Source organism: Pseudomonas sp. TH10, assembly GCF_016651255.1.
Lineage (GTDB): Bacteria > Pseudomonadota > Gammaproteobacteria > Pseudomonadales > Pseudomonadaceae > Aquipseudomonas.
The window spans coordinates 31,959-57,275 of the sequence record NZ_JAEKEG010000104.1; the positions used below are offsets into that span (position 1 = coordinate 31,959).

The following is a 25,317-nucleotide window of genomic DNA, read 5'->3' on the forward strand; positions in this document are numbered from 1 at the left end:
CCTGTCGGACCCGCCTGCAGGGAAGGATCGAATCAATAACGCTGATATTTCGAACCAAACTCCGGCCGGTTCTCCGCGACATACAGCTTGCTCGCCTGAACGTCCTTGTGATCGACGCCCACCGTATTGACGTTCAAGGTAGCCGGTTGGCTGACCGGCGCAGCGGCCACCACTTGCGCGGTTGCGTGCGGGGCAGCGATGGCCGAAGTGGCACCCAGGACCGACAGGGCAAATCCAAGACCGATGATGATTTTCATGAGGTAGCTCCAGAGCGTGGGAAGAAGATGTGGCCACTGTAGAGCTGGAGCCCGTCGATGAAAAAACACCCATGGGCATAGTCTTTATCAAGGATGTTGATCGGCCTGTGCTGATTCAGTCCTGTGCGCCGAGCATCTGCACCGGGTAGGAAAATACATACCCTTCGCTGCGCACGGTCTTGATGTAGGTCGGCTCGCGCGAGTCATCCATCAAGCGTTGGCGCAACCGGCTGACCAGCAGGTCGATGGAGCGGTCGAACAGGTCGGCGTCGCGACCCTGGGTCAGGTTCAGCAATTGATCACGGCTGAGCACGCGCTGGGGATGGTCGAGGAACACCCGCAACAGCCGATATTCGGCGCCACTCAGGGCGACCCTGGTGTCATCTTCGTCCAGCAGATGACGGGCGGTGGTGTCCAGGCGCCAGCGACCGAAGCCCAGCAAGCGGCCGCTTTCGCTGACCAGCAGGTTAGGCGGCAGCATCCGCGTGCGCCGTAGCACGGCGTTGATGCGGGCAAGCAGTTCACGGGCGGAGAAGGGTTTGGTCAGGTAGTCATCGGCGCCCATTTCCAGCCCGAGGATTCGGTCGGTTTCATCGTTGCGCGCCGTGAGCATCAGGATCGGCGTTGCCTTGTGCTTGCCCGAGCGCAGTTCGCGACACAGCTGCAGGCCATCATCGCCGGGCATCATGATGTCCAGCACGATCAGGTCCACCTGGTTGGCCTCCAGAAAGCTGCGCATCTGCCGTCCATCGGCCACGACTGTGGTGCGCAAGCCGTTCTTCTTCAGGTAATTACCGACCAGCTCGCGGATCTCCCGATCGTCGTCGACAATCAGGATGTGGTTCACGTGTTCCATCGCTCGATTCTCTTGTTATTGAACTCTGGGTTTTGTATCGGACTGTATCCGTCGCACCGTGGGACACGTTATGTCGCGATCGCACAGGTTTTACGACACAACGTGGATACCTCGGGCCGGCCAAATAGGCTTCACCGAGAGCAGACTGCTCATCCGCCACCTGCAGGAGTCACCCGACGTGAACAACGCCTTGTCGACCATTACAACCGCTAAGCACCGGCGCCTGGTGGGGCCTTCGATCCTTGCTGCGGTGTTGCTGCAGTTGGGCCTCCTGGGTACGGCCAACGTGCAGGCCAGCACCACCCCAACCGCGGCGGCTACGGTCAGCACCAAAGTCGATCCATCTGCCGTGTTCGGCCCGTTGAAGCACGTCCAGGCCGGTCTGCTGAATGTAGCTTACGCCGAGGTGGGTCCGGCCGAGGGCCCCGTGGTCATTCTGCTGCACGGCTGGCCTTATGATATTCACAGTTACTCCGAGGTGGCACCTTTGTTGGCCGCGCAGGGTTATCGCGTGCTGATGCCTTATGCCCGGGGGTACGGTGATACGCACTTTCTCTCCGACAAGACGCTGCGCAACGGCCAGCCTGCCGCACTGGCCAGTGATGTCATCGACTTCATGGACGCGCTGCAGATCAAGCGGGCCGTGTTGGGTGGCTATGATTGGGGCGCACGTTCGGCAGACATCGTTGCGGCACTCTGGCCGGAGCGGGTCGAAGCCTTGGTGGCGGTCAGTGGTTATTTGATCGGCAACCAGGCGGCAGGCAAGAACCCGTTACCGCCCAAGGCCGAGTTGCAGTGGTGGTACCAGTTCTATTTCGCGACCGATCGCGGCCAGGCCGGGTATGAGAAAAACCGGCATGACTTCGCCAGGTTGATCTGGGAACTCGCCTCACCGAAGTGGGCCTTCGACGATGCCACGTTCGAGCGCAGCGCTGCAGCCCTGGACAACCCCGACCATGTAGCAATCACCGTCTTCAACTACCGCTGGCGCCTGGGATTGGTACAAGGGGAAAGCCGTTACGAGGCCCTGGAACAGCAGCTGGCCAAGGCGCCCGCCATCAGCGTGCCGACCATCACCCTGGAAGGCGACGCCAACGGCGCGCCGCATCCAGCTCCCGAGGACTATGCGAAACGCTTCACCGGCAAGTATGAGTTCCGCTTGATCAAGGGCGGCATCGGCCACAACCTGCCCCAGGAAGACCCGAAGGCCTTTGCCAAAGCAGTGATTGATGCCGATAAATTGTGACCGGCTGAACGAGCGCTAACCTGTGGGAGCGGCCAGCATCGATGCATCAGGTACACCGCCATCGCGGGCAAGCCCGGCTCCCACAGTGATCTGCGCCTCACACAAATGCTGCTAGGCCACCACTCGATAACACGGCACATACGCCGCGCCACCCGGCAGTTTCATCCGGTGCTGGGCGACGAAGGCCTTGAGCAGTTGATCCAGCGGCTGCATGATCGCGGCGTCGCCACGGATCTGATACGGCCCGTGTTCTTCGATCAGGCGAATGCCTTTGTCCTTGACGTTGCCGGCGACGATGCCCGAAAACGCCCGGCGCAGGTTCGCCGCCAGTTCATGCGGTGGCTGGTCGCGGTGCAGTTTCAGGTTGGCCATGTTTTCGTGGGTCGGATCAAACGGGCGCTGGAAGCCTTCGTCGATCTTCAGCAGCCAGTTGAAGTGGAACGCGTCATTGCGCTCGCGGCGGAACTGTTTCACCGCTTTCAGGCCCTGGGTCATCTGCCGTGCGACTTCGGCCGGGTCGTCGATGATGATTTCGTAGTGCTGCCTAGCGGCCTCGCCGAGGGTCGCGATGACGAATGCATCGAGCTGCTCCAGGTAAGGCGCTGCATGTTTCGGCCCGGTCAGGATTACCGGGAACGGCAGGCCTTCGTTGTCCGGGTGCATGAGGATGCCGAGCAGGTAGAGGAACTCTTCAGCCGTGCCGGCGCCGCCCGGGAAGATGATGATGCCGTGGCCGACACGCACAAAGGCTTCCAGGCGTTTTTCGATGTCCGGCAGGATCACCAGCTCGTTGACGATCGGGTTTGGCGCTTCGGCGGCGATGATGCCCGGCTCGGTCAGACCGAGGTAGCGACCGCCGTGAATGCGCTGTTTGGCGTGGGCGATGGTCGCGCCTTTCATCGGGCCTTTCATCACGCCGGGGCCGCAGCCCGTGCAGATGTCGAGGCTGCGCAGGCCGAGTTCGTGGCCGACTTTTTTGGTGTATTTGTACTCTTCGGTGTTGATCGAGTGACCGCCCCAGCACACGACGATTTTCGGTTCGACACCCGGACGCAGGGTGCGCGCGTTGCGCAGCAGGTGGAAAACGTAATCGCTGATGCCCTGCGAGGTGCTCAGGTCGATGCGTTGGCTGTCGAGTTCGTTTTCGGTGTAGACGATGTCGCGCAGGGCGCTGAAGAGCATTTCGCGGGTGCTGGCGATCATTTCGCCGTCGACGAAGGCGTCGGCCGGAGCGTTCAGCAGCTCCAGGCGTACACCGCGATCCTGTTGGTGAATGCGGATTTCGAAGTCCTTGTAGGCTTCGAGAATGGTCTTGGCGTTATCGACATGGGCGCCGGTGTTGAGGATGGCCAGGGCGCACTGGCGGAAGAGCGTGTAGGTGCTGCCGGATCCGGCTTCGCTCAGTTGCTGAACTTCACGTTGAGAAAGGGTTTCCAGGCTGCCTTTCGGGCTGACCGAGGCATTGATTACGTGTCGTTGGGTCATGCAATGATCCTTAAAACGATGTCATCCCAAAACCAGGCGGATGGCATCCGAATAGTGTGTATCCATGAATGAAGGTGGCACGATCTGCGCTGTACCGCCATGTCCCCGTTGGACGCTGAAAAGATGAAAAGGAGCCCCAGCATAGCTAAATCTGTCGATGAGGCGATAATGCCCCGCAGTCTTTTGCCCCTCAACCTATGACCTGATGCAAGGAACCCTGTCGTAATGTTTGAAATCCAGCCAATGAATGCCCAGACCTATCGACAACAGACGCGGCGCAGCACGGTGATTATCGCTTTGGTGTTCCTGGTGCTGGCGATGCTGTTGTCGAGCGTGGCGGTGGCCGTATTCGGCGAGCCTGGCGGCGACAACATGCGCTTTAACGTCGGTGGGGTGTTCGTGGCGGTGTTGCTGATGGTCGCGTTGATGCGTGGGCTATTCTGGAGCCAGCCGTGGATGGCGGCCGCCGTGTATGGCTGGCAGCTCAAGCGCAGCCTGATGAGCATTACCAATGTCATGCATCAGGTGACGGCGGCGGTGGATCGCGATGATCCCCACGCGATGAAGTTGCTACGCTTCTATCATCTGGGGCTGACCCAGATGCATGAGCTGGACGGCAACTCCAGCGACCACGGGCAATTGAACCGCGAGATTGACCAGCACAAGGCGCGAATGGAAGCGCTGGGTATCGAAACCGGGCAGACACGACTGGATCCTGCCTGGATCGACGCCCTCAAGCAGACGCCGACACCCTAAGAGGTCAGGGAATGACATGGGACAACTGTCCATTAACGATCAACTCGATCACACCCAACCGGCCATGTTGTTGAACGGCAGCGAGGCGGTGTCCAGGCTGAAAATCCGCTCACTGGTGTTTTTCCTGATCGCCGTGTGCGTGTCGATGGCCTCCGTCGCCGGCTGGGAAGTCTGGAACTCGCGCCAATACCACCTGCGCGACAAGGAAGTGGCGATGTCCAACCTTGCGCAGGCCCTGGCCTGGCAGGCGCAGGCGTCAATCAAGCAGGCTGACACGCTGCTGCTCACGCTGGTCGAGCGCTTGGAAAACGAAGGCATCGAATCGGCGCGCCTGCCCAGGATGCAACGCCTGCTTGGGCTGCAGCGCCGGGAGCTGAGCCAGTTGCACGGCCTGTTTGTCTACGACCAGAGCGGGCAGTGGATTGCCAACTCCAACGGCGCCGGCCTGCCCAACGCCAATAACTCGGACCGGGAATACTTCATCTTCCACCGCGATCATCCTGATCGTGGACCGCACATCGGCCCGTCGATCAAGAGCCGCTCCAGTGGCGAATGGATCATGACGGTGTCGCGTCGGGTCAATCATCCGGACGGCAGTTTTGCCGGCGTGGCGCTGGCGACCATCAACCTGAGCCATTTCCTCTCGCTCTATGACAGCATCGACATGGGCCAGAACGGCGTGATCAACCTGATCGCCGATGACGCCACGATTGTCGTGCGCCGTCCGTTCAAGGAATCGGAAGTCGGCAGCAGTGTGGCCAATGGCCCGCTGTTTACCCAGTTGCTGCCGTTGGGTAACGCCGGGACGGCCAGGGTCCGGTCGGTGGTCGATGGCGTGGAACGGGTGGTGGGCTTTCGCCGGGTCGAAGGGTACCCGCTGATTGTGTTCGCCGCGCTGAATCAGGACGAAGTCTTGGCCAGCTGGCGCGAGGCATCGCTGCTGAGTGCCGGCATCGTGGCCCTGTTCCTGGGGCTTCTGGGTGCCCTCGGTTACCGGCTGATCCGGCTGATGCAGCAGCAGAATCGCATTCAGAGTGTGCTGCTCGACGCCCAGGAAAAACTGCTCGAGGTCAATCGCGGCCTGGAGCTGCTCGCTCTGGAAGATGCCCTGACCGGCCTGTCCAACCGACGCCAGTTCGATCTGTTCATCCTGACCGAGATGCGCCGCGCCCGGCGCACCCAGACTCACCTCGCGCTGCTGTTGATTGATGTCGATCATTTCAAGCGTTTCAACGATTTGTACGGCCATGTGGCGGGCGACGCATCCTTGCGCAGGATCAGCTCGATCATCAACTCGCACATCAAGCGCCCAGGTGATCTGGCGGCCCGATACGGTGGCGAAGAGTTCACGGTGGTGCTGCCGGGCACCGACTATGTGGGCGCCTTCCTGGTGGCGGAAAAATTCGTCGGGCGGTGCAGCTGGCGGCGATCGAACACAGCGAGGGCGTCGAAGGGGTGGTCACCGTCAGCGTCGGGGTCTGCGCCTGGGACCCGGCCTCGCATGAGCAGCCCGACGACCTGGTGCGTGCCGCCGACAGGGCGCTTTACGTGGCCAAGGCCAGTGGCCGCAACATGAGCGTGATCGACAAGTAGCTTCAGCGGTGCCCATCTCGTCGCAGACGCCTGACCAGCCGCAGGTAGACCCACAGGTTCAGCGCCAGCACCACGGCGCCCAGGCCCACCTGGATGCCCGGGGTCAGGCCGGCGGGATAGATCGCCGGCCAGATGTAATGCTCGACGAAACCACCGCCGTAGCCGCTCTGGCCGGCGGCATCGCGCATGCGGTTCTCCCAGTCGGTCAGCGGGCACATCAGGTGAAAGACTTCCACCGAGATACCCCACGCGACCGCAGGCAGGTGCAGCACCGCCAAGTGGCGCCATTTGAGCACCAGCAGCCCGCCGAACAGCACGAACAGAATGAACAGCAGATGAAACAGCACCAGCCCGTCGGCGGCGATTCGGTACAGCATGTGGGCTTCCCTGGGTGTGCCGGATGGACCGCACCATGGTACCCGGTCGATGGCCGGCAAATAACTCGAAATTGTGCATGCCTTCGCGGGTAAGTACTGGCAAAGTTGCAGGTCTTTTTTCCGGTCGCAGAACGTCATGTCCAACGCTCATATGCCCCGCAGCGCATTCCTGCGCGGCGCCGTGGCGATCCTTCCCTTGTCCCTGGCGACTGCGCCTTGGGGCCTGCTGGCCGGTTCCATGGCCATCGAAGCCAACCTCACGCCCCTGCAAGGCCAGGGCCTGTCGAGCATCGTGTTTGCCGGCGCCGCACAGCTGGTGGCCATCGGCATGCTCAAGGGCGGTGCCGGGATTTTCTCGATACTGCTGACCACGCTGCTGCTGACCTCCCAGCATTTGCTCTACGGCATGAGCCTGCGCTCGGTGATCTCACCGCTGCCGGGACGCTGGCGCGTGGGTCTGGGCTTTTTGCTGACCGACGAACTGTTCGCCCTGACCAGCCAGCATGACAAGCAGCAGTTCAATCGCTGGTACGCGCTTGGGGTCGGGTTGACGTTCTACGTGGCCTGGAACCTTTTTCACCCTGGCCGGCATCGTGCTCGGCAGCAGCATCCCGGGGCTGGAACACCTGGGCCTGGACTTCTCGATTGCCGCAACCTTCATTGCCCTGATCACCCCGGTGGTGCGTAACGTGCCCACGGTGGTGTGCGTCGCGGTGGCGCTGTTTTGTTCCGTGCTGTTCAGTTACTGGCAGTGGGGCTCGGCGCTGGTGCTGGCGGGGCTGGCAGGCATGACGGCGGGATTTATGTGCAACAAACTTTATCCGGGGCAAACAGCATGATGGTCTGGGCGGTGATATTCGGGATGGGTGCGCTGGTGTTCCTCAACCGCTACGTCTTTCTGGAGCCGCGCCTGCCGGTGCGCCTGAGCAGCAACGCCCGGCAATTCCTCGGCTTTGCCGTGCCGGGCATGCTCACCGCCATCTGCGGGCCAATCGTGTTCATGCCGGACAAACAACTGAACCTGCAATGGGATAATCCGTATTTGCTCAGTTCAATGGTGGCGGTGGGGCTTGTGCTGTACACCCGCAGCACCTTGCTCAGCATGCTGTTGAGCATGGCGGTGTTCTTCGTGCTGCGTTGGTGGCTGTGAATCTGTTCTACGCTTAAACCGATTAACGATCCCTTCAGGAAGAGAGGCGAACATGGCGAATGAACCCAAGCAGCCGGACCCGGATGAGCCTACGCAAGAGGAAATAGAAGAGCAGAAAAAGCGTTCGACCCAAGACTGGAAACATGACGACAGTCGAGAACTCTCGGACCGTGATCAGGAGCGTCCGCTGAAACCTTGAAGCGTTTTTCGCTCGCAGCGGCGCCTGCTAGCTTGTGTGCAGGCGCTGCCGCGATTCAGAGGGACGCTCAGACATCTTCCAGCTCGCAGAAGTCGGGGTGTGTTGCCCGATAGCCCAACGTCCTGTCGATCCAGGCATTCAGTTCATTGACCATCACCGGCGGCTTGCCCGGATAGCGCTGCAAGGTTGTGCGCAGCGTGGTATCGATGTTGGGCACTGAGGCCAGGTTTCGGGTCTTGATGTATTGCCCGATGAAACAATCGAGTTGATAACGTTCCGTAGTCGAGAGGTGGACACACTCGACACTGCTGACTTGCTGGATATAAAAATCGTCGCGCAACTGGGTTCTCTGCAAGGCTGGAGTTCTGGGTTTTCCGTCCGTGGAAATGCGGCGCGCATGCTAGCGGCACTGCTCCTGAAAGTATGTATGACAATTAAATTGTCAGACAGGCGGTTGGCGCGGCAAATGGCCATATTTCAATGGACTGTTACATGGGTGAAACACTATGTGTAACGTTGCGAGGGCCTGCAGATTTAACGGTTTCTGTCAGGCAAGCGGTTCGATCAGTTCGGGGCCCTGGTTGCGCACATTGCCGACTGCCTTGCTGACCCGGAACCACTCGAACACTTCGCTGGCTTCACCTTCAAATAATGCCATCTGTTCGGCGCGTTCCCTGGGTGTGGCGGGGTCGAGCCATTCTTCGGCCAGTTCCGGCGATAACACGATGGGGCGGCGGTCGTGGATGTCGAGCATGCCGCCGGCGCTGTCGGCGGTCAGGATGACAAAGCCGTCCTCGGGGGCGGGTTCGGCGGCCGCTGCGGGAAACTGCCCAATGGCGGCGCAGTAGACCGGCGCCCGGTCCTTGCGGCGGATCAACCAGGGTTGTTTGCTACCGTCGCCGCTGTCGACCCATTCGAACCAGTTGTCCACCGGAACAATCGCCCGGTGCGGCCAGATGGGGCGGAAGTAGGGGCCGTGGGCGACCTTTTCCACCCGGGCGTTGATGGGGGTGCGCGGTCTTTGGCCCAGTGCGGTCGCCAACCCCAGCGCACCAGGTCGGCGTGCAGGCCGTCGTTTTCCAGGTGCAGCAGAGCAAGACGGGTGGTCGGGGCGGCGTTGTAGCGGGCCAGGGGTTCATCGCCGATGTGGTTGATCAGTGCGTCGGGGATGCTCAGTGCTGCGACGAAATCGTGGATGCCGCGGTATTGGGTCAGGCGTCCGCACATGGGTCGGTCCTCCGGTAGTCGGGTACATATCCGCTGCTGCAGTAATAGCTGGTCCCGCCCTTACGGGGCGTCTGCAATCTACAGCTCGCCGTGGCGGCCTTCGGGCCGACCAAGGCGTCAAGCCGGCGCGCTGCGCTTATATGTCTGCATATGACCACCTGTGGAAGCAAAGCTCGCTCGCGATGGCGGCTTATCATTCACCATCAATGTAGACTGGCCCACCGCATCGCCTGGCCAAGGCAAACCATGAAACAGCTGTACAAACTCCTCGCTCCACTGGTTCTAGCCACCGGACTGGCCGGCTGCATTGCTGCACCTATAGCAATGACCCCGCAAACCGAACAACGTTTAACCGCGCAACCTCCCATCCGGTTTTTACTGACCTTCGACGACGGCCCCAGCGCTTCAAGTTTCTGGAACCCGACGCTGACTGTCCTCGACAGCCTCGCGCAAAATCCGCTGCAACCGCACATCAAGGCGGTGTTTTTCGTGCAGACCCGGGCTTCCAGGGCCGGGGGCAGTGAGATTGGGCGCGAGGTCATGCGTCGGGAACAGGCGGAGGGTCATGTCATCGGCTTTCATACCGCCACCCCCGGACACAGCAACCATCGATCCCTGGACGATCAGGCGCTGGAGCAATCGCTCGCCAATGGCAGCGCCGATATCGCCGCGATCACCGGCGCGGCGCCTGTCCTGCTGCGGCCGCCGTTCTGGAGTTACGACAAGCGCACCTTCGCCGCCTATCAGCGGCACGGCCTGCACATGCTGCTGACGGACCTCAGTGCCAACGACGGCAAGATCTGGGGGTTTAACGCCAGCCCGCGGCGGCGCTCGCATATGCTGCGGTCGATGTCCGAAGTTCGCGAGCGCATCGCGCAAGGTCAATTGCCGGTGGTGGACGGGGTGATCCCGGTGGTGGTGACCTTTCATGATCTCAACCGCTACACCGCAAGGCATGCGCGCGAGTATCTGCAGATTCTCCTCGACAGCGCCCGGGAGACAGGGGTGCCGGTTGCGCAAAAACCTTTTTATGATGACAGCGCTGCTCTGCAACGGGCGGCCCTGGCGCGCACCGTGCTCGACAGTTCGCAGCCGGTGCAACTGCCGGGGCTGTGGAACTGGATCTGGTCCGGGGATTCACGCTGAAAAACACTCAAAGTGAGAGCTGGATAACATTTGGCGTGCGCGCAACTGACGAAGTGCATCTATCGTCAATGGGATCTTTTCCATTAACTGCCGCCAGAGTCGTCAGCCATGGTGCCTATCGCAGTCCTTTCCAGTATTGTCGAATCCGGTTTCGAGCCACTGTCCTGTGAATGCACGGAGAGCCTGGGATTGCTGGAAATCACCGTATTCGATCCCGATACCCACGAGGTTGTGCTGCTGGTCCGCAATGTCTCCACAGCGGACCTGGCCACCATCCGCGACATCAACAACCTCATTGCCGAACTGCGCACGGAAATGAACGCCGGGCGCCGCGCGTTCGCCGGTTGAGCGCGCTTGCTGCCCCAGGCTGCAGGTCAGGTGTCCTGAGTGGATTCCAGCGCGCGCGGCAACAACTCATCGATCATCTGCAGGCAGTGCTTCAACCCCGGCGACACATCGCCCGCCCGCCGGCTGAGGATGATCGGTGAAGTCGCGTTGTCCTCCAGCAGTGCCGTAAACCCTATGTCGTCACGGTGCAACAACTGCACGGACGCCGGCACCAGGGTGACGCCGATGCCAGCCCCGACCAGGCCGATCGCGGTCTGCAACTCGTTGGTCCATTGCGCCACCTGGATGCTCACACCGTAGGACTCGAACAGGGCGATCACATGGTCGGCGTAACTTGGCCGCGGATTGCCCGGGTACAGTACGAACGGTTCCCTGGCCAGCTCCCGCAGGCTGATCGGCGCGCCCAGCAGTGGGTGGCCGGCGGGGAGGGCGGCGACCAGCCGGTCTTCGGTGAGCACGGTCTGGATGATGGCCGGGTCGTCGATGCGGATTCGTCCAAAGCCGATATCGATCCTGCCAGCCTTGAGCGCATGGACCTGCTGGAGCGTGGTCAATTCCGACAGCCCAAGTTCCAGCTCCAGTGGCTCGCCGCTGCGCAAGCGCCGGATCAATTCCGGCAGTACCCCATAAAGCGTCGATGGCGCAAAACCGATGCCCAGCCAGGTCTTTTCCCCCTGGCCTATGCGCCGGGTGTTGTCACACACCTTGCCCAGCTGTTCCAGAAGTGCGCTGGAATGTTCATGGAAGAACCGGCCGGCATCGGTCAACTTCAACGGCCGGCCGCGCTCCAGCAACATCACGCCCAGCTCATCCTCCAGCTGTTGAATCTGCCGGCTGAGGGGCGGTTGCGCGATGTGCAGCAGTTCTGCGGCTCGGGTGAAGTTGAGGGTTTTCGCCAGCACCTGAAAATAGCGCAGATGACGCAGTTCCATGGAACCTCCAAAAGCTGATCGGCTGCATACCTTTAAGGTATCAAGTCAGACCAATTCTATATTGGCTTCCAGAAAAAGCCGTACCAGAATCGGGTTCAGAACTCCAAGAACCTGACGGGTATCGAAATGCTTGCAACAGCCATTGAATCGATCGAGACGATCATCGTCGATCTGCCGACCATTCGCCCGCACAAGCTGGCCATGCACACCATGCAGAACCAGACGCTGGTGATCATTCGCGTGCGTTGCGCCGACGGCATCGAAGGCATCGGCGAAGCCACCACCATCGGTGGCCTGGCGTATGGCAACGAGAGCCCGGACAGCATCAAGACCAACATCGACCGCCACTTCGCACCGCTGCTGCTGGGCCAGGACAGCGCCAATGTGAATGCTGCGATGTTGCGCCTGGAGCGCAGCATCCGTGGCAACACTTTCGCCAAGTCAGGTATCGAAACCGCCTTGCTCGATGCCCAGGGCAAGCGCCTGGGCCTGGCGGTCAGCGAATTGCTCGGTGGCCGGGTGCGCAATGCGCTGCCGGTGGCCTGGACCCTGGCCAGTGGCGATACCGCCAAGGACATCGCCGAAGCGGAGCAGATGCTCGACCTGCGCCGCCATCGTATCTTCAAATTGAAAATCGGCGCCGGTGAAGTCAATCGCGACCTGGCGCATGTGATCGCCATCAAGAAAGCCCTGGGTGATCGCGCCAGCGTCAGGGTGGACGTCAACCAGGCCTGGGACGAAGCGGTGGCCATCCGTGCCTGCCGAATTCTCGGCACCAACGGCATCGACCTGATCGAACAGCCGATTTCGCGGATCAACCGCTCCGGGCAAGTTCGCCTGAACCAGCGCAGCCCGGCACCGATCATGGCTGACGAATCCATCGAAAGTGTCGAAGACGCCTTCAGCCTGGCCCGTGAGGGCGCCGCATCGATCTTCGCCCTGAAGATCGCCAAGAACGGCGGCCCGCGCGCAGTGCTCAAGACTGCGGCCATCGCCGAAGCAGCGGGTATTGCGCTGTACGGCGGCACCATGCTCGAAGGCGGCATCGGCACCATGGCCTCGGCCCAGGCGTTCATCACCCTGAACAAACTGGCCTGGGACACCGAGTTGTTCGGCCCGCTGCTGCTGACTGAAGACATCCTCAGCGAACCGCTGGAGTATCGCGATTTCGAGCTGCACGTACCGACCACCCCGGGCCTGGGCCTGAAACTGGACGAAGAGCGCCTGGCGTTTTTCCGCCGCGACAAGTCTGCCACTGTTCTTCATCAAGTCTGAGGAGTGCATCATGCTGTTCCACGTAAAGATGACCGTGAACCTGCCGGTCGACATGAATACCGAGTTGGCCACCAGGCTCAAGGCTGACGAAAAGGCCTTCTCCCAGCGCCTGCAAGACCAGGGCAAGTGGCGCCACCTTTGGCGCATTGCCGGGCTGTATGCCAACTACAGCGTGTTCGACGTCGACAGTGTCCAGGAACTGCACGACCTGCTGATGCAATTGCCGCTCTACCCGTACATGGCGATCGAAGTCACCGCGATGTGCCGGCATCCTTCGTCGATTCGCGAGGATGACCGCTGAACCCAGCCTGTTCAGTTCGCTACGCTAATAATTACAAGATGAGGAACCACCATGAACGTCAAGATTTCCCATACTGCTGCTGCCCAGCAATTTCTCGAAGAAGCCAGCGGCCTGCACAACGATGCTGGCAGCCCGCGGGTCAAGGCGCTGATCTACCGCATCCTGCGTGACTCGGTGAACATCATCGAAGACCTGGCGGTAACGCCGGAAGAGTTCTGGAAAGCCGTCAACTACCTCAACGTGCTGGGTTCGCGCCAGGAAGCCGGGCTGGTGGTCGCGGGCCTGGGGCTGGAGCACTATCTCGATCTGTTGATGGACGCCGAAGACGAGCAGGCCGGCAAGGCTGGCGGCACCCCGCGCACCATCGAAGGCCCGCTGTACGTGGCCGGTGCGCCCTTGTCCGACTTCGAGGCTCGACTGGACGACGGCAATGATCCGGGCGTGCCGCTGTTCATGCAGGGCCAGGTGCTCAATACCGCTGGCGAACCTCTGGCAGGTGCGGTGGTGGACGTCTGGCAGGCCAATACCGGTGGGACTTACTCCTACTTCGATAGCAGCCAATCGGAATTCAACCTGCGCCGGCGCATCGTGACCGACGCCGAAGGTCGTTATCGCTTCCGCAGCATCGTGCCGTCCGGCTACGGCTGCCCACCGGATGGCCCGACCCAGCAACTGCTCGATCAACTGGGCCGTCATGGCCAGCGCCCGGCGCATATCCACTTCTTCATCTCGGCCGCAGACCATCGCCACCTCACCACCCAGATCAACCTGGACGGTGATGAGTACCTGCATGACGACTTCGCCTACGCCACCCGTGACGAGCTGATTGCCAAAATCACCTTCAGCGAAGACCAGGCCCGCGCTGCGGCCTACGGTGTCAGCGGCCGCTTTGCTGAAATCGTCTTCGACTTCACCCTGCAGTCCTCGGCCCAGCCGCAAGAGCAGCAACGCATGGAGCGGGTTCGCGCACTCGAAGACTGATCCCTGTACAACCTGCAGGAGCCCGGCCTGCCGGCGATGGCGATAGAGATACCGCCATCGCTGGCAAGCCAGCTCCCACAGGGGCCCGGGTGTACGCGGGAGTTTGGCTCGCCACCAATCCGCAGGAGCCCGCTCCCATGTGTCGGTCAACGCGTACATCGGTGCCGGTACTGCTCTAGAATGACCAGAACATCTATAACAACAACGAGAGTGACCCGATGATGCACGCGCAACTGTTGAGTCAGCGCAGCACGGTATTCGACCATGCCGACCCCTACGCCGTGTCGGGCTACGTCAATCAGCATGTCGGCAACCATTGCATCCTGATGCCCCGTGCCGGGCAACCCCTGGCCAGTCTCAATCATCGCAAATTCGCCAGCCTCGACCTGTGCCGTATCAGCTACGGCGGCAGCGTTCGCGTCACCTCGGGCGCGCTGGAAACCATCTATCACCTGCAAGTGTTATTGCGAGGCAATTGCCTGTGGCGTGGTCACGCCCAGGAGCATTATTTCGCCCCCGGCGAATTGCTGCTGATCAACCCCGACGATCCGGTGGATCTGACCTATTCCGACGATTGCGAAAAATTCATCCTCAAAGTCCCTGCCTCGTTGCTGGAGTCGGTCTGCGACGAGCAGCGCTGGCGTTATCCGGGGCAGGGCGTACGGTTTCTGGAAAACCGCTACCAGCTCAATGAACTGGAAGGTTTCGTCAACCTGCTGGCGATGATTTGCCAGGAGGCCGAGGCCACCGAGCAGATTCCCCGGGTGCAGGAGCACTACACGCAGATCATCGTCAGCAAGATGCTCAGCCTGATGAAGACCAACGTCAGCCGCCTGGAACTCGGTTCCCAGGCTGCGACGTTCGAAGCGATTGCCGATTACATCGCCCGCAATCTCAAGCACGACATCGACAGCGAAGAACTCGCGCGCCAGGCCAGCATGAGCCTGCGTTCGTTGTACGGCCTGTTTGAACGCAACGCCTGCACCACGCCGAAGAACTACATCCGCCAGAAGCGCCTGGAACGGGTCAATGCTTGCCTGAGCGACCCGACCTGCATCGTGCGCAACGTCACCGAAGTGGCGATGGATTACGGCTTCCTGCACCTGGGACGGTTCTCCGACAGCTACCGCAAACAATTCGGCGAACTGCCCTCGGACACCCTCAAGCGCCGGCATTGAACCCGCAAACCCCACCAATGCCTCTGTAGGAGCTGTCGAGTGCAACGAGGCTGCGATCTTTGCTCTTGAAAAAGCGAAAGTCAAAAGATCGCAGCCTCGTTGCACTCGACAGCTCCTCCGCGCTCCCACGCATTGGCCACATACAGCTGCACTAAACGGATACAGGTCTGCACCCAGCGGATAGTCCGTCCCGTCCCCCCGTCCTAGCATGGCCCTGCCTGAAATAAAAACAATGGAGGCGGCGGCCATGACCCTGCGACCCGAATACCTGCAATCCCTGCTTGAAGACGATCCAGAGCAGGGCATCTACCGCTGCAAGCGGGAGATGTTCACCGATCCGCGTCTGTTCGAACTGGAGATGGCGCACATCTTCGAAGGCAACTGGATTTATCTCGCCCACGAAAGCCAGATCCCCAACAACAACGACTTCCTGACCACCACCATGGGGCGCCAGCCGATCTTTATCGCGCGCAACAAGGACGGTGTGCTTAACGCGTTTCTCAACGCCTGCAGCCATCGCGGCGCCATGCTCTGCCGGCATAAATCCGGCAACCAGCGCTCCTACACCTGCCCGTTCCATGGCTGGACCTTCAACAACAGCGGCAAACTGCTCAAGGTCAAAGACCCGAGCGAGGCCGGTTATCCCGCCGCTTTCAACTGCGAAGGCTCACATGACCTGACCAAGGTCGCGCGTTTCGAGTCGTATCGCGGCTTTCTGTTCGGCAGCCTGAATGCCGAGGTGAAATCCCTCAGTGAACACCTCGGCGAGTCAGCGAAGATCATCGACATGATCGTCGACCAGTCGCCGCAAGGTCTGGAAGTGCTGCGCGGTTCCAGTTCCTATATCTACGAGGGCAACTGGAAACTCACCGCCGAAAACGGCGCCGACGGCTACCATGTCAGCTCCGTGCACTGGAACTACGCCGCCACTCAGAATCAGCGTCAGCAGCGTGAAGCCGGTGAAGCGATCAAGACCATGAGCGCCGGCAGCTGGGCGAAGAAGGGCGGCGGTTTCTACTCCTTCGATCACGGTCACCTGCTGCTCTGGACCCGCTGGGCCAACCCCGAGAATCGCCCGGCCTACGAGCGCCGTGACGAACTCGCTCGTGACTTCGGCAAGGCTCGCGCCGACTGGATGATCGAGAACTCGCGCAACCTGTGCCTGTACCCCAACGTGTACCTGATGGACCAGTTCAGCTCGCAGATCCGCATTGCCCGGCCGATCTCGGTCAACCGCACGGAAATCACCATCTACTGCATCGCGCCCAAAGGCGAAAGCGATCACGCGCGCTCCAGCCGCATCCGCCAGTACGAGGATTTCTTCAATGTCAGCGGCATGGCGACGCCGGACGATCTCGAAGAATTTCGTTCCTGCCAGACCGGTTACCAGGGCAGCGTCACCGCCTGGAACGACATGTCCCGCGGTGCCGAGCACTGGATCGAAGGCGCCGATGAGGCGGCCAGGGAAATCGACCTGCAGCCGTTGCTCAGCGGCGTGCGCACCGAAGACGAAGGTCTGTTCGTGCTGCAGCACAAGTACTGGCAGCAGACCATGCTCAAGGCGCTGGCCGCCGAGCAGGCGAAGCTGATCGACGTGGAGACCGTGTGATGACCATTACCTACGAAGCCGTGCGGGATTTTCTCTACCGCGAAGCGCGTTATCTCGATGACGGTCAGTGGGATCAATGGCTGGAACTGTACGCCGCCGAGGCGACGTTCTGGATGCCGGCCTGGGACGATAACGACACGCTCACCGAAGACCCGCAAAGCGAAATCTCGCTGATCTGGTACGGCAACCGGGGCGGCCTCGAAGACCGTATTTTTCGGATCAAGACCGAGCGCTCCAGCGCGACCCTTCCCGACACCCGCACCTCGCACAACCTGAGCAACATCGAAATCGTCGAGCAAGGCGAAGGCCACTGCCAGGTGCGCTTCAACTGGCACACCCTGAGCTTTCGCTATCAGGTCACCGACAGCTACTTCGGCAGCAGTTTCTACAGCCTCGACCTGCGCGGCGACCAGCCGCTGATCAAGGCCAAGAAAGTCGTGCTGAAAAACGATTACGTCCGTCAGGTCATCGACATCTATCACATCTAGTCGACACGGCGAGGTGCACCATGAATTTCCAGATCGCACTGAATTTTGAAGACGGCGTCACCCGTTTCATCGAGGCCGGTGGCCATGAAACCGTCGCCGACGCGGCGTATCGCCAAGGCATCAACATCCCGCTGGACTGCCGTGACGGCGCCTGCGGTACCTGCAAATGTTTCGCCGAAGCCGGGCGTTACGCCATGGGCGACAACTTCATCGAGGACGCCTTGACTGACGATGAACTCGCCCAGGGTTACGTCCTGACCTGCCAGATGCGCGCCGAGAGTGACTGCGTAATACGCGTGCCGGTCGGCTCGCAGGTATGCAAGACCGAACAGGCGTGTTTTCAGGCCTCGATCAGCGCTGTGCGGCAGTTGTCCGAAAGCACCATTGCCCTGTCGATCAAGGGCGAGGCGTTGAGCAAACTGGCGTTTCTACCGGGGCAGTACGTCAACCTGCAAGTGCCGGGCAGTCAGCAAAGCCGGGCGTATTCATTCAGTTCCTTGCAGAAGGATGGCGAGGTCAGCTTCCTGATCCGCAACGTCCCCGGCGGCTTGATGAGCAGCTTTCTCACCGGCCTGGCGAAGGCCGGCGACAGCCTGAATCTGGCCGGGCCGCTGGGCAGTTTTTACCTGCGCGACATCAAGCGGCCGCTGCTCTTGCTCGCGGGTGGCACGGGGCTGGCACCGTTCACCGCAATGCTGGAAAAAATCGCCGAGCAGGGCAGTGAGCATCCGGTGCACCTGATCTACGGTGTGACCAATGACTTCGACCTGGTTGAGCTCGATCGCCTCGAAGCCTTTGCCGCCCGCATCGCCAATTTCAGCTTCGGCGCCTGCGTGGCCAACTCGCAAAGCGCGCACCCACTCAAGGGCTACGTCACCCAACACATCGAACCGCGTCACCTCAACGAAGGTGATGTCGACGTCTACCTGTGCGGGCCACCGCCGATGGTTGAAGCGGTCAGCCAATACATCCGCGAGCAGGGCATCACCCCGGTGAATTTCTACTTCGAAAAATTCGCCGCCAGCGCGGCGTGAGCCCGTACAAGAACTGCGGCACCTGAACCATCGAGGTACACATGAACAGATTCCACGAAAAAGTCGCCCTCATCACCGGCGCCGCCCAAGGCATCGGCCGGCGGGTCGCCGAACGCATGGCGGCCGAAGGTGCGCGGCTGATCCTGGTCGACCGCTCCGAACTGGTGTTCGAACTGCAACAGCAACTGGGCCAGGACAGCTTCGCGCTGACCGCCGATCTTGAGCAATACAGCGAATGCGAGCGCGTGATGCAGGCCGCCGTTGAACGTTTTAGTCGCCTGGACATCCTGATCAACAACGTCGGCGGGACCATCTGGGCCAAGCCTTTCGAGCATTACGAAGCGTCGCAGATCGAAGCCGAAGTGCGTCGCTCGCTGTTCCCGACGCTGTGGTGCTGCCATGCCGCACTGCCGTTCATGCTGGAGCAGGGCAGCGGGGCGATCGTCAACGTCTCCTCCATTGCCACCCGCAGCATCAACCGCGTGCCCTACGGGGCGGCGAAGGGCGGGGTCAACGCACTGACCGCGTGCCTGGCGTTCGAAACGGCCGGGCGGGGCGTTCGCGTCAATGCCACGGCGCCCGGCGGTACCGATGCGCCGCCACGGGTCATCCCGCGCAATAGCGCCGAACAGAGTGCCGAGGAGAAGGTGTGGTATCAGCAGATCGTCGACCAGACGCTCGATAGCAGCCTGATGAAGCGCTACGGCACGCTTGATGAGCAGGCAGGTGCGATTCTGTTCCTGGCCAGCGACGACGCCTCCTACATCACCGGCATGGTCATGCCCGTGGGCGGTGGCGATCAGGGCTGACTGGCCCGGGCCTGAGCCACCCTAGAGGCGACGCTGGAACGCCCTGACGATGCGCAGCGTGGCATCGTTGGTGCTCAGATTGTGCACCGAATCGAGCGGGTGCCAGATGCAGTCGACGATTTCATTTGTCGGCCGCGCGACCTCGTAATCCACCACCGACGCTTCGTACACGTGGTGACAGGTGTCGCCGGATTCCAGTGCCATCAGGTACAGAAGCTCGTCGACCCCCAGGCTGGTTTCCTCCTGAAGCTCGCGCCTGGCCGCGTCCGCAACGGTTTCGCCGCGCTCGACCTTGCCTCCAGGCAGGGTCCAGCGGCATCGATGCTTGCGTACCAGAAGTATGTGGCGATCCTGCTCGCAGATGACGGTGGCGCGTACTTTCATGCTCTATCCAAATACTGGCTGTCACAATAATGTCATGAAACTGCAATATTCAGACCGTGCAGCGTAGTGTTTCAGATGATTGGAGCCCGGGAGGAGGGTGAAAGTGCAATCGCTGACGTCACGACGTCTGGTCAGCACGTTCGCCAAAAGCAGGTGTAAGGTAGAAAGGTCAATCCTGGAGTTGATTCGCAACGGAGGTTGTCATGAGTGTACCGATGCTGAACAAGATGCATATGAACGGTTACGACGTACTCAGCGTGAACAATGGCCCTTGGCGTGTCTGCACCAAGGGCGACCGTCTGGGCGCGTTTGCCAGCCGTGAAGAGGCGTTGGCCTTTGCGGCGTCCTTGCCCGGATACCGCGACAGATCACCCAGACCTGCCACTAAACAGTAACGGCTTGCGTGCAATGTGCGGTGGCGGGGAGCACGCTCCCTCGCCACCCGTTCGCTCAGTGCGCCTGGTTGCGCGTGATCGCCCTGGCCTTCACTTCCCCGGCATACTGCGCCAGGCGCTCTTCATCCCCTTGAAGCACTTCACACAGGCGCTTGGCGGCTTTGGCGTCCACCTCGTTGCCCGACTGCTGCAATTGCTCGGCAATGCGCAAAAGCTCTACCGCCGACCAGCGCAGGTCCGAGGCAACCCCCTGCAAGTCCCGCCGAAGTTGCTGTTCCGATTCGTTAAGCCACATGCTGACCTCCTGTAATGATTCTCCGTTTCGAAATACTAGACCCTTTTTACCGTGACGGAAGTTGTGTCGCTGCACGCAGGCGTTTGCCTTTGGTCGGGAAGGTTAAGCGAGTCTGCAGCGGCGTTGTCGTAGTGGAGTAGCGATTTCGCGCTGTGTCAGAGGCCACTTTCAAATGACGACCACCGATGATTTCAGGTTTCACGCCCATGAGCTGATCGTTGACCTGGATGCGGCCACCACGGAAATGATGAAGTTGATATCCGCCCATCAACTCAGCGGCCCGGAGTGGGAGCGGGTCACTCAATGGCAACACGAGGCCTATGAGCGCTGGATGAATTACCTGAATGCGCGAACTTACGAGGCGCCCGATGACACCGGGCAATGATGAGCTTTTGTGTATCAGATGGATGTCTGCGCCGGCACGCGCTACATTTTCCTTTTTAAGCGAAGGAAACCTTCATGCGGATGCTCATCGCAGGAATCATGCTGGCGACATTGGCTGGTTGTTCATTGCCGGCTTCCGTCGTGCCCGGTGAACCGAACGTCAGCAAGTACAGCGAGAAGCCGCCCAAGGAGTACGCCGCGTGCGTCTTGCCGTTATGGCAGAAGCAAGTCTCGGCCACGCGCCAGACCTCGATCTCTAACGGCTACCGGATCAATGCCCCCGGCATGATCACCGCAGACGAGATCCTAGATATCGTGAAGAACAAGAGTGGCAGCCGCGTGTCCCTGTACCAGGGGCCGCCCTGGGCCAAATCCGGCGCGCTGCGTCAGGCCGTGCGCGACTGCCTGTAGGCTTGAGCCACGCTTGTGTTCAGTTGCTGATGTCGGTCAGCGGGATGCCTTGGGGGCTGGCGCTTTTCCTGTCGCGCCGATCAGTGATCCAGTTTTCCACTTGCTGGCCGAATTCCGCCGGTGCTTTGCGCCCGACCTTTCTCGCAATGTCGAGGATAGTCTGTTGGGCAAGGGCTTCTTCCATGCGCTTTTGCGCGGTCATCATCGCGCCGTGAATCGAGCAGGTTCCTTCTATTGCCCACTCCGGCGGATTGCCCTCAAACAGGGCGCAACGCCCGCGGATGTCGCGGCATTCGAAAATGTTCTTGCGCCCGTCGATGGCATTGACGATGTCGAGCAGGGTGATTTCATCGGCTGGCCGCGCCAGGCTAAAGCCGCCGCGTACGCCCTCGGTGGCACTCACCAGCTTGGCCTTGGCCAGCCGGGTAAAGATCTTCGCCAGGTAATCCAGCGGTACGCCTTGCAACTCGGCAAGGTCGCGCACGCTGGCCTCCCGGGTCTCGCCACGGTTGCCCACCAGAAAGAGCAGGCAATGAATGCCGTACTCGACGCCCGCGCTGTAAAGAGACATGTTCATCTCCGACTAAAGTAGTCGCCAATATTAACAGCCGGCTGCGGGCATGGCAACGTCGGGCCCCAATCCCCGCCTCTCTGCGCTTTAGCCTGCCTACCTGCTAAACCCTTTCCCGTTAGGCCATCAATGACGTCGATGGCAACCATCAAAAAAATCGATTGCTTTGGTTAACTAGGACTAATACAGTCGCCGTTACTCGGAGCGGCACGGTGATCATTCAGCGTGACCTCAAACCATTCCAATATCGGGTCTTCCCTGGAGTCACAGATGAAACAGCACATTCTGGTAATCGGCGCAGGTTTTGGTGGCATGTGGACAGCATTGAGCGCCACACGCCTGTTCGATCTTCATGGTCACGATGCGGTCGAAGTCACCGTCCTGGCCCCGCAGGCCGAGCTGCGAGTGCGACCGCGGTTCTACGAGCCCAATGCCCACCAACTGGCGGCGCCCATCGGCGAGCTGTTCGATGCGGTCGGCGTACGGTTCATCAAGGGCTCGGCTGAAACCATCGACGTTCACAGCAAGCAGGTGGGTTACCTGGATGCGGCGGGCGCCCAACAGCTGTGCAGCTACGACAAACTCGTTCTGGCCACCGGCAGCCGCCTGGCACGGTCGTGCACTGCGGGAGTGAACGAGCACGCTTTTGACGTTGACCAGATCGAACAGGCCGTGCGCCTGGAGCAACACCTCAAATCCCTCGCCGGCCAGCCGGACAGCGCCGCGCGTAACACCGTGGTGGTGGCGGGCGGTGGCTTCACCGGGATTGAAACAGCGACTGAAATGCCGGCCCGGCTGCGCGCCATTCTTGGCGAAGCGGCGGATATCAAGGTGATCATCGTTGATCGCGGCGAAAAAATCGGCGCGTCGATGGGCGCCGACATCAGCGTTTCCATCGCTGAAGCCAGCGCCGAAGTGGGCGTGGAGTGGCGCTTGAAATCGTCGGTGGCCGGCGTCGATGCCGACGGAGTGACCTTGGCCGATGGGCAGCGCATTGAAGCCAGCACCGTAATCTGGACCACCGGCGTACGTGCCAGCTCGCTCACCGAACAGATCCCCGGCGAGCGCGATGCCTTGGGCCGCCTGCATGTGGACAGCCACCTGAAAGTGATTGGCCAGGACGACATTTTTGCCACCGGCGATGTGGCCTACGCGGCCTCCGATGACATCGGCAACCATGCCCTGATGACCTGCCAGCATGCCATCGTCCTCGGTCGCCACGCCGGCAACAACGTCGCCGCCCAATTGCTCGGGGTCGCCCCGACGCCCTACAGCCAGCCCAAGTACGTGACCTGCCTGGACCTCGGGGCCTGGGGCGCGGTGTACACCGAAGGGTGGGATCGCCAGGTCAAGCTGGTCCGTCAGGAAGGCAAGGCGCTGAAAACCCAGATCAACACCCAGTGGATCTATCCCCCTGCAGCCAATCGTGAAACCGCGTGGGCCGCTGCCGATCCGCTGATCCCGATTGCCTGATGCTGTCGTAGGAGCTGTCGAGTGCAACGAGGCTGCGATCTTTTGATCCTGTTCTTTTGAGGGCAGCCGCCAAAAGATCGCAGCCTCGTTGCACTCGGCAGCTCCTACACCACGGCGCACGACGGCGCACCACGGCATATGACGGCATGACGGCTCACGGCAGCGACGTCGGCGCAAGTCGACCCTAGGGATGAACACTTGCCTATGTGAAATAATCTCTGTAAATTTTCATGAAATTTAAATAATAAAATTTCATGAGGCCCGCATGTTCCACCAATCCCCCAGCATGTCCCCAGCTATTACGCCCACACCTGCGCCGATCGGCTGGTAGAGCGCGACCCGCTGGTGGGCGAGCAGGACACCGAGGTGCTGATCATCGGGGCGGGGTTCAGCGGGTTGCACACGGCCTTGCGCCTGGCGCTCGCCGGCAAACGCGTGACTTTGCTGGAAGCCAGTCGGGTGGCGTGGGCGGCGTCCGGGCGCAATGGCGGGCAGGCCATTCTTGGCTGGTCTTGCGACATGCCGCCGCTGGAGGCCGCTTTGGGGTACGAGCGGGCGCGGCGCCTGTGGGACAGCATGCGCTGGGCGGCGAGGGAACTGCGGGACCTGCCCGGGCGACATTATTTCGACTGCGATTACCGCCCCGGCCATCTCTGGACCTCAGTGATGCCGCGACGGGTCAGCCTGCTCACGCAGTGGCAACACGAGGCCAGCCACAAGTGGGGACACGACGCCTTGCAGTTCATTCCCGGGCGGAGTTGCCGAACTGGGTGGCGAGTGACCGTTACCAGGCCGGGCTGTTCGACCCCGAAGGCGGGCACCTCAACCCGCTGAAACTGGCACTCGGCCTGGCCGCCGCCATCGAGCGAGCCGGCGGCCGTATCCATGAACAGAGCAAGGCGCTGGATTATTGCCAGGAACGCGGCGGGTATGTGGTCACCACCGAGCGTGGGCGCATTCGCGCGGATGTACTGGTGCTGGCGTGCAATGCGTACCTGGATCAACTGGACCCGCAACTGTCGAGTTGTGTGCTGCCGGTCGGCACCTATCAGGTGGCTACCGCACCGCTGGCGGAGCAGCAGGCGATTGCACTGCTGCCGCGCAATGTGTGCGTGACCGACAACCAGTTCGTCCTCGATTACTTCCGCCGCACCCCGGATAACCGTTTGCTGTTTGGCGGCGGCTGCACTTACTTGGGCGGCATGCCCAAGGACATCGCGGCGGCAACCCGGCCGTTTCTTGAACGGGTGTTCCCGCAGCTCAAAGGCGTCGATCTGGAGTTTGCCTGGGGCGGGCACATCGATCTGACTCTCAATCGCACGCCGGACGTTGGCGGCGAGGGCAATCGTTACTGGCTGCAAGGCTACTCCGGCCACGGCGTGCTGCCGACGCTGGCCGCCGCCCGTGCGGTAGCCGACGCGATACTCGGCCAGCCGGATGACCTTGCGCTGTACCAGGGTCTGGTCAACGAGCCGTTTCCCCGGGGGCAAATACCTCGCCGCGCCGCTCGAAGCCGTGGGCAAGGCCTGGTATCGACTGCGCGACAGTCTTTGAAACCGCACAATTTCCGGAGCCTTCTGATGGACATGCAAGAAGAAATATCGGCGCTGGCGATCCTGATCCAGGACCTGCGCAAACACAAAAAATACACGCTCAAGGAGCTGGCGGACAAAATCGGCCGCTCGGTGGGTTTTCTCTCCCAGGTCGAGCGCGGGTTGTCCCGGCCGACGGTGGCAGACCTGACGCGCGCATCAGCGAAACCCTCGGCGTGCCCACCACCTACTTCTACAGCCTGCCCAAACCCCATGGCGCTGCCCTGGGTCACCCGCCCGGACGAGCGCCGCACGCTGTATTACGCCGATGGCATCACCGACATCCTGGTCTCGCCGCAAATGCGCGCCTCGTTCTCGATGCTCGAAAGCCGGCTGCGAAGCCAGGGGCAAGCAGCGGCGACCGGCACATGAACGACAGCTCGGAGCAGGGTGGCTACGTGCTCGAAGGCGAGCTGACGCTGTGGCTGCGATGACGATCAACCGGTCACGTTGCGAAGCCGGCGACAGCTTCCAGTTGGCCAGTCACACCCATTGCCGCTACGGCAATCTCACCGAGCAACCTCAACCCGCGTGCTCTGGGTTTACACCTGATAACAAACAAGGA

At 61.1% G+C, this 25,317-nt stretch carries 27 protein-coding genes and 5 pseudogenes; 22 read left to right on the plus strand and 10 right to left on the minus strand.

Annotated elements, in window-relative coordinates; all coding sequences use genetic code 11:
* Positions 1–32: 32 nt before the first annotated feature.
* Positions 33–257, minus strand: a complete 225-nt coding sequence (locus JFT80_RS16415) for a hypothetical protein (protein ID WP_122839444.1) — start codon at positions 255–257, stop codon at positions 33–35.
* A 115-nt stretch (positions 258–372) separates the two neighbouring features.
* Complete coding sequence (locus JFT80_RS16420; protein ID WP_122839445.1) at positions 373–1,113, minus strand: response regulator; 741 nt, start codon at positions 1,111–1,113, stop codon at positions 373–375.
* A 178-nt stretch (positions 1,114–1,291) separates the two neighbouring features.
* Here JFT80_RS16420 and JFT80_RS16425 point away from each other — a divergent pair, with 178 nt between their 5' ends.
* On the plus strand, positions 1,292–2,359 hold the full coding sequence (locus tag JFT80_RS16425) for an alpha/beta fold hydrolase (RefSeq protein WP_201148571.1): 1,068 nt from the start codon (positions 1,292–1,294) through the stop codon (positions 2,357–2,359).
* 111 nt (positions 2,360–2,470) lie between these two features.
* Here the strand turns inward: JFT80_RS16425 and ppnN are convergent, their stop codons facing one another.
* The gene (gene ppnN / locus JFT80_RS16430) at positions 2,471–3,844 is read right to left on the minus strand and encodes a nucleotide 5'-monophosphate nucleosidase PpnN (protein ID WP_201148572.1); all 1,374 of its coding nucleotides are present in this window, start codon (positions 3,842–3,844) and stop codon (positions 2,471–2,473) included.
* 225 nt (positions 3,845–4,069) lie between these two features.
* Between ppnN and JFT80_RS16435 the strand changes: the two genes are divergently transcribed.
* Together JFT80_RS16435 and JFT80_RS16440 are read left to right on the plus strand one after the other, a co-directional pair.
* Positions 4,070–4,600, plus strand: coding sequence for a DUF3087 domain-containing protein (locus JFT80_RS16435; RefSeq protein WP_045060420.1), 531 nt, complete (start codon positions 4,070–4,072; stop codon positions 4,598–4,600).
* 64 nt (positions 4,601–4,664) lie between these two features.
* Positions 4,665–6,193 (plus strand): annotated as a pseudogene (locus tag JFT80_RS16440) (sensor domain-containing diguanylate cyclase).
* 2 nt (positions 6,194–6,195) lie between these two features.
* Here the strand turns inward: JFT80_RS16440 and JFT80_RS16445 are convergent.
* The gene (locus JFT80_RS16445) at positions 6,196–6,570 is read right to left on the minus strand and encodes a DUF2784 domain-containing protein (RefSeq protein ID WP_201148573.1); all 375 of its coding nucleotides are present in this window, start codon (positions 6,568–6,570) and stop codon (positions 6,196–6,198) included.
* A gap of 136 nt (positions 6,571–6,706) precedes the next feature.
* Here JFT80_RS16445 and JFT80_RS16450 point away from each other — a divergent pair.
* The 3 genes and pseudogenes from JFT80_RS16450 (at position 6,707) to JFT80_RS16460 (ending at position 7,919) form a co-directional block, all read left to right on the plus strand.
* Positions 6,707–7,409 (plus strand): annotated as a pseudogene (locus JFT80_RS16450) (AzlC family ABC transporter permease).
* Complete coding sequence (locus JFT80_RS16455) at positions 7,409–7,720, plus strand: AzlD domain-containing protein (RefSeq protein WP_201148586.1); 312 nt, start codon at positions 7,409–7,411, stop codon at positions 7,718–7,720. Before JFT80_RS16450 ends, JFT80_RS16455 begins: the two are co-directional and overlap by 1 nt.
* Positions 7,721–7,772: 52 nt before the next feature.
* A complete protein-coding gene (locus JFT80_RS16460; RefSeq protein WP_177328566.1) occupies positions 7,773–7,919 on the plus strand; it encodes a hypothetical protein in 147 nt (48 codons plus the stop codon).
* Positions 7,920–7,986: 67 nt separating this feature from the next.
* On the opposite strand, the gene JFT80_RS16465 is transcribed toward JFT80_RS16460, so the two are convergent.
* Positions 7,987–8,259, minus strand: coding sequence for a hypothetical protein (locus JFT80_RS16465; protein ID WP_201148574.1), 273 nt, complete (start codon positions 8,257–8,259; stop codon positions 7,987–7,989).
* Between the two features lie 207 nt (positions 8,260–8,466).
* Positions 8,467–9,146 (minus strand): annotated as a pseudogene (locus JFT80_RS16470) (SOS response-associated peptidase).
* A 246-nt stretch (positions 9,147–9,392) separates the two neighbouring features.
* On the opposite strand from JFT80_RS16470, the gene JFT80_RS16475 reads away from it, so the two are divergent.
* Together JFT80_RS16475 and JFT80_RS16480 are read left to right on the plus strand one after the other, a co-directional pair.
* On the plus strand, positions 9,393–10,292 hold the full coding sequence (locus JFT80_RS16475) for a polysaccharide deacetylase family protein (protein WP_201148575.1): 900 nt from the start codon (positions 9,393–9,395) through the stop codon (positions 10,290–10,292).
* Between the two features lie 108 nt (positions 10,293–10,400).
* A complete protein-coding gene (locus JFT80_RS16480; RefSeq protein WP_045062862.1) occupies positions 10,401–10,640 on the plus strand; it encodes a DUF1652 domain-containing protein in 240 nt (79 codons plus the stop codon).
* Between the two features lie 26 nt (positions 10,641–10,666).
* Here the strand turns inward: JFT80_RS16480 and JFT80_RS16485 are convergent, their stop codons facing one another.
* Positions 10,667–11,572 (minus strand): LysR family transcriptional regulator, encoded by a 906-nt coding sequence (locus tag JFT80_RS16485; RefSeq protein ID WP_045062861.1) that lies wholly within the window; start codon positions 11,570–11,572, stop codon positions 10,667–10,669.
* 126 nt (positions 11,573–11,698) lie between these two features.
* On the opposite strand from JFT80_RS16485, the gene JFT80_RS16490 reads away from it, so the two are divergent.
* The 8 genes from JFT80_RS16490 to JFT80_RS16525 all read left to right on the plus strand — a co-directional run bounded on the left by JFT80_RS16490 (position 11,699) and on the right by JFT80_RS16525 (position 19,247).
* On the plus strand, positions 11,699–12,847 hold the full coding sequence (locus JFT80_RS16490) for a muconate cycloisomerase family protein (protein ID WP_201148576.1): 1,149 nt from the start codon (positions 11,699–11,701) through the stop codon (positions 12,845–12,847).
* Between the two features lie 10 nt (positions 12,848–12,857).
* Positions 12,858–13,148: a muconolactone Delta-isomerase gene (gene catC, locus JFT80_RS16495; RefSeq protein WP_122839455.1), complete on the plus strand. Its 291-nt coding sequence runs from the start codon at positions 12,858–12,860 to the stop codon at positions 13,146–13,148.
* Positions 13,149–13,199: 51 nt separating this feature from the next.
* Positions 13,200–14,129 (plus strand): catechol 1,2-dioxygenase, encoded by a 930-nt coding sequence (gene catA, locus JFT80_RS16500; protein WP_122839456.1) that lies wholly within the window; start codon positions 13,200–13,202, stop codon positions 14,127–14,129.
* 218 nt (positions 14,130–14,347) lie between these two features.
* Entirely contained in the window at positions 14,348–15,307 is a 960-nt protein-coding gene (locus JFT80_RS16505; RefSeq protein WP_045062850.1) for an AraC family transcriptional regulator, read from the plus strand.
* A gap of 247 nt (positions 15,308–15,554) precedes the next feature.
* The gene (gene benA, locus JFT80_RS16510; protein WP_201148577.1) at positions 15,555–16,916 is read left to right on the plus strand and encodes a benzoate 1,2-dioxygenase large subunit; all 1,362 of its coding nucleotides are present in this window, start codon (positions 15,555–15,557) and stop codon (positions 16,914–16,916) included.
* On the plus strand, positions 16,916–17,404 hold the full coding sequence (benB, locus tag JFT80_RS16515; RefSeq protein ID WP_201148578.1) for a benzoate 1,2-dioxygenase small subunit: 489 nt from the start codon (positions 16,916–16,918) through the stop codon (positions 17,402–17,404). Before benA ends, benB begins: the two co-directional genes overlap by 1 nt.
* A 20-nt stretch (positions 17,405–17,424) precedes the next feature.
* Positions 17,425–18,438, plus strand: coding sequence for a benzoate 1,2-dioxygenase electron transfer component BenC (benC, locus tag JFT80_RS16520; RefSeq protein ID WP_201148579.1), 1,014 nt, complete (start codon positions 17,425–17,427; stop codon positions 18,436–18,438).
* Positions 18,439–18,479: 41 nt separating this feature from the next.
* Positions 18,480–19,247 (plus strand): 1,6-dihydroxycyclohexa-2,4-diene-1-carboxylate dehydrogenase, encoded by a 768-nt coding sequence (locus JFT80_RS16525; RefSeq protein WP_201148580.1) that lies wholly within the window; start codon positions 18,480–18,482, stop codon positions 19,245–19,247.
* A 21-nt stretch (positions 19,248–19,268) separates the two neighbouring features.
* Here JFT80_RS16525 and JFT80_RS16530 read toward each other — a convergent pair whose 3' ends face one another.
* Positions 19,269–19,631, minus strand: coding sequence for an NUDIX hydrolase (locus tag JFT80_RS16530; protein ID WP_045062840.1), 363 nt, complete (start codon positions 19,629–19,631; stop codon positions 19,269–19,271).
* Between the two features lie 203 nt (positions 19,632–19,834).
* Here JFT80_RS16530 and JFT80_RS16535 point away from each other — a divergent pair, with 203 nt between their 5' ends.
* Positions 19,835–20,026: an SPOR domain-containing protein gene (locus JFT80_RS16535; RefSeq protein WP_045062838.1), complete on the plus strand. Its 192-nt coding sequence runs from the start codon at positions 19,835–19,837 to the stop codon at positions 20,024–20,026.
* Between the two features lie 55 nt (positions 20,027–20,081).
* On the opposite strand, the gene JFT80_RS16540 is transcribed toward JFT80_RS16535, so the two are convergent.
* Complete coding sequence (locus tag JFT80_RS16540; protein ID WP_122839461.1) at positions 20,082–20,321, minus strand: hypothetical protein; 240 nt, start codon at positions 20,319–20,321, stop codon at positions 20,082–20,084.
* A gap of 172 nt (positions 20,322–20,493) precedes the next feature.
* On the opposite strand from JFT80_RS16540, the gene JFT80_RS16545 reads away from it, so the two are divergent.
* Together JFT80_RS16545 and JFT80_RS16550 are read left to right on the plus strand one after the other, a co-directional pair.
* A complete protein-coding gene (locus JFT80_RS16545) occupies positions 20,494–20,706 on the plus strand; it encodes a hypothetical protein (protein WP_122839462.1) in 213 nt (70 codons plus the stop codon).
* Between the two features lie 74 nt (positions 20,707–20,780).
* Positions 20,781–21,116, plus strand: coding sequence for a hypothetical protein (locus JFT80_RS16550; protein WP_122839463.1), 336 nt, complete (start codon positions 20,781–20,783; stop codon positions 21,114–21,116).
* Positions 21,117–21,135: 19 nt separating this feature from the next.
* Here the strand turns inward: JFT80_RS16550 and JFT80_RS16555 are convergent, their stop codons facing one another.
* On the minus strand, positions 21,136–21,687 hold the full coding sequence (locus tag JFT80_RS16555; RefSeq protein WP_201148581.1) for an Rrf2 family transcriptional regulator: 552 nt from the start codon (positions 21,685–21,687) through the stop codon (positions 21,136–21,138).
* A 270-nt stretch (positions 21,688–21,957) separates the two neighbouring features.
* Here JFT80_RS16555 and JFT80_RS16560 point away from each other — a divergent pair, with 270 nt between their 5' ends.
* The 3 genes and pseudogenes from JFT80_RS16560 to JFT80_RS16570 all read left to right on the plus strand — a co-directional run bounded on the left by JFT80_RS16560 (position 21,958) and on the right by JFT80_RS16570 (position 25,304).
* A complete protein-coding gene (locus JFT80_RS16560; protein ID WP_201148582.1) occupies positions 21,958–23,160 on the plus strand; it encodes an NAD(P)/FAD-dependent oxidoreductase in 1,203 nt (400 codons plus the stop codon).
* 366 nt (positions 23,161–23,526) lie between these two features.
* Positions 23,527–24,518 (plus strand): annotated as a pseudogene (locus tag JFT80_RS16565) (NAD(P)/FAD-dependent oxidoreductase); the annotation flags it as partial.
* Between the two features lie 222 nt (positions 24,519–24,740).
* Positions 24,741–25,304: pseudogene (locus JFT80_RS16570) on the plus strand (helix-turn-helix domain-containing protein).
* Positions 25,305–25,317 lie beyond the last annotated feature (13 nt).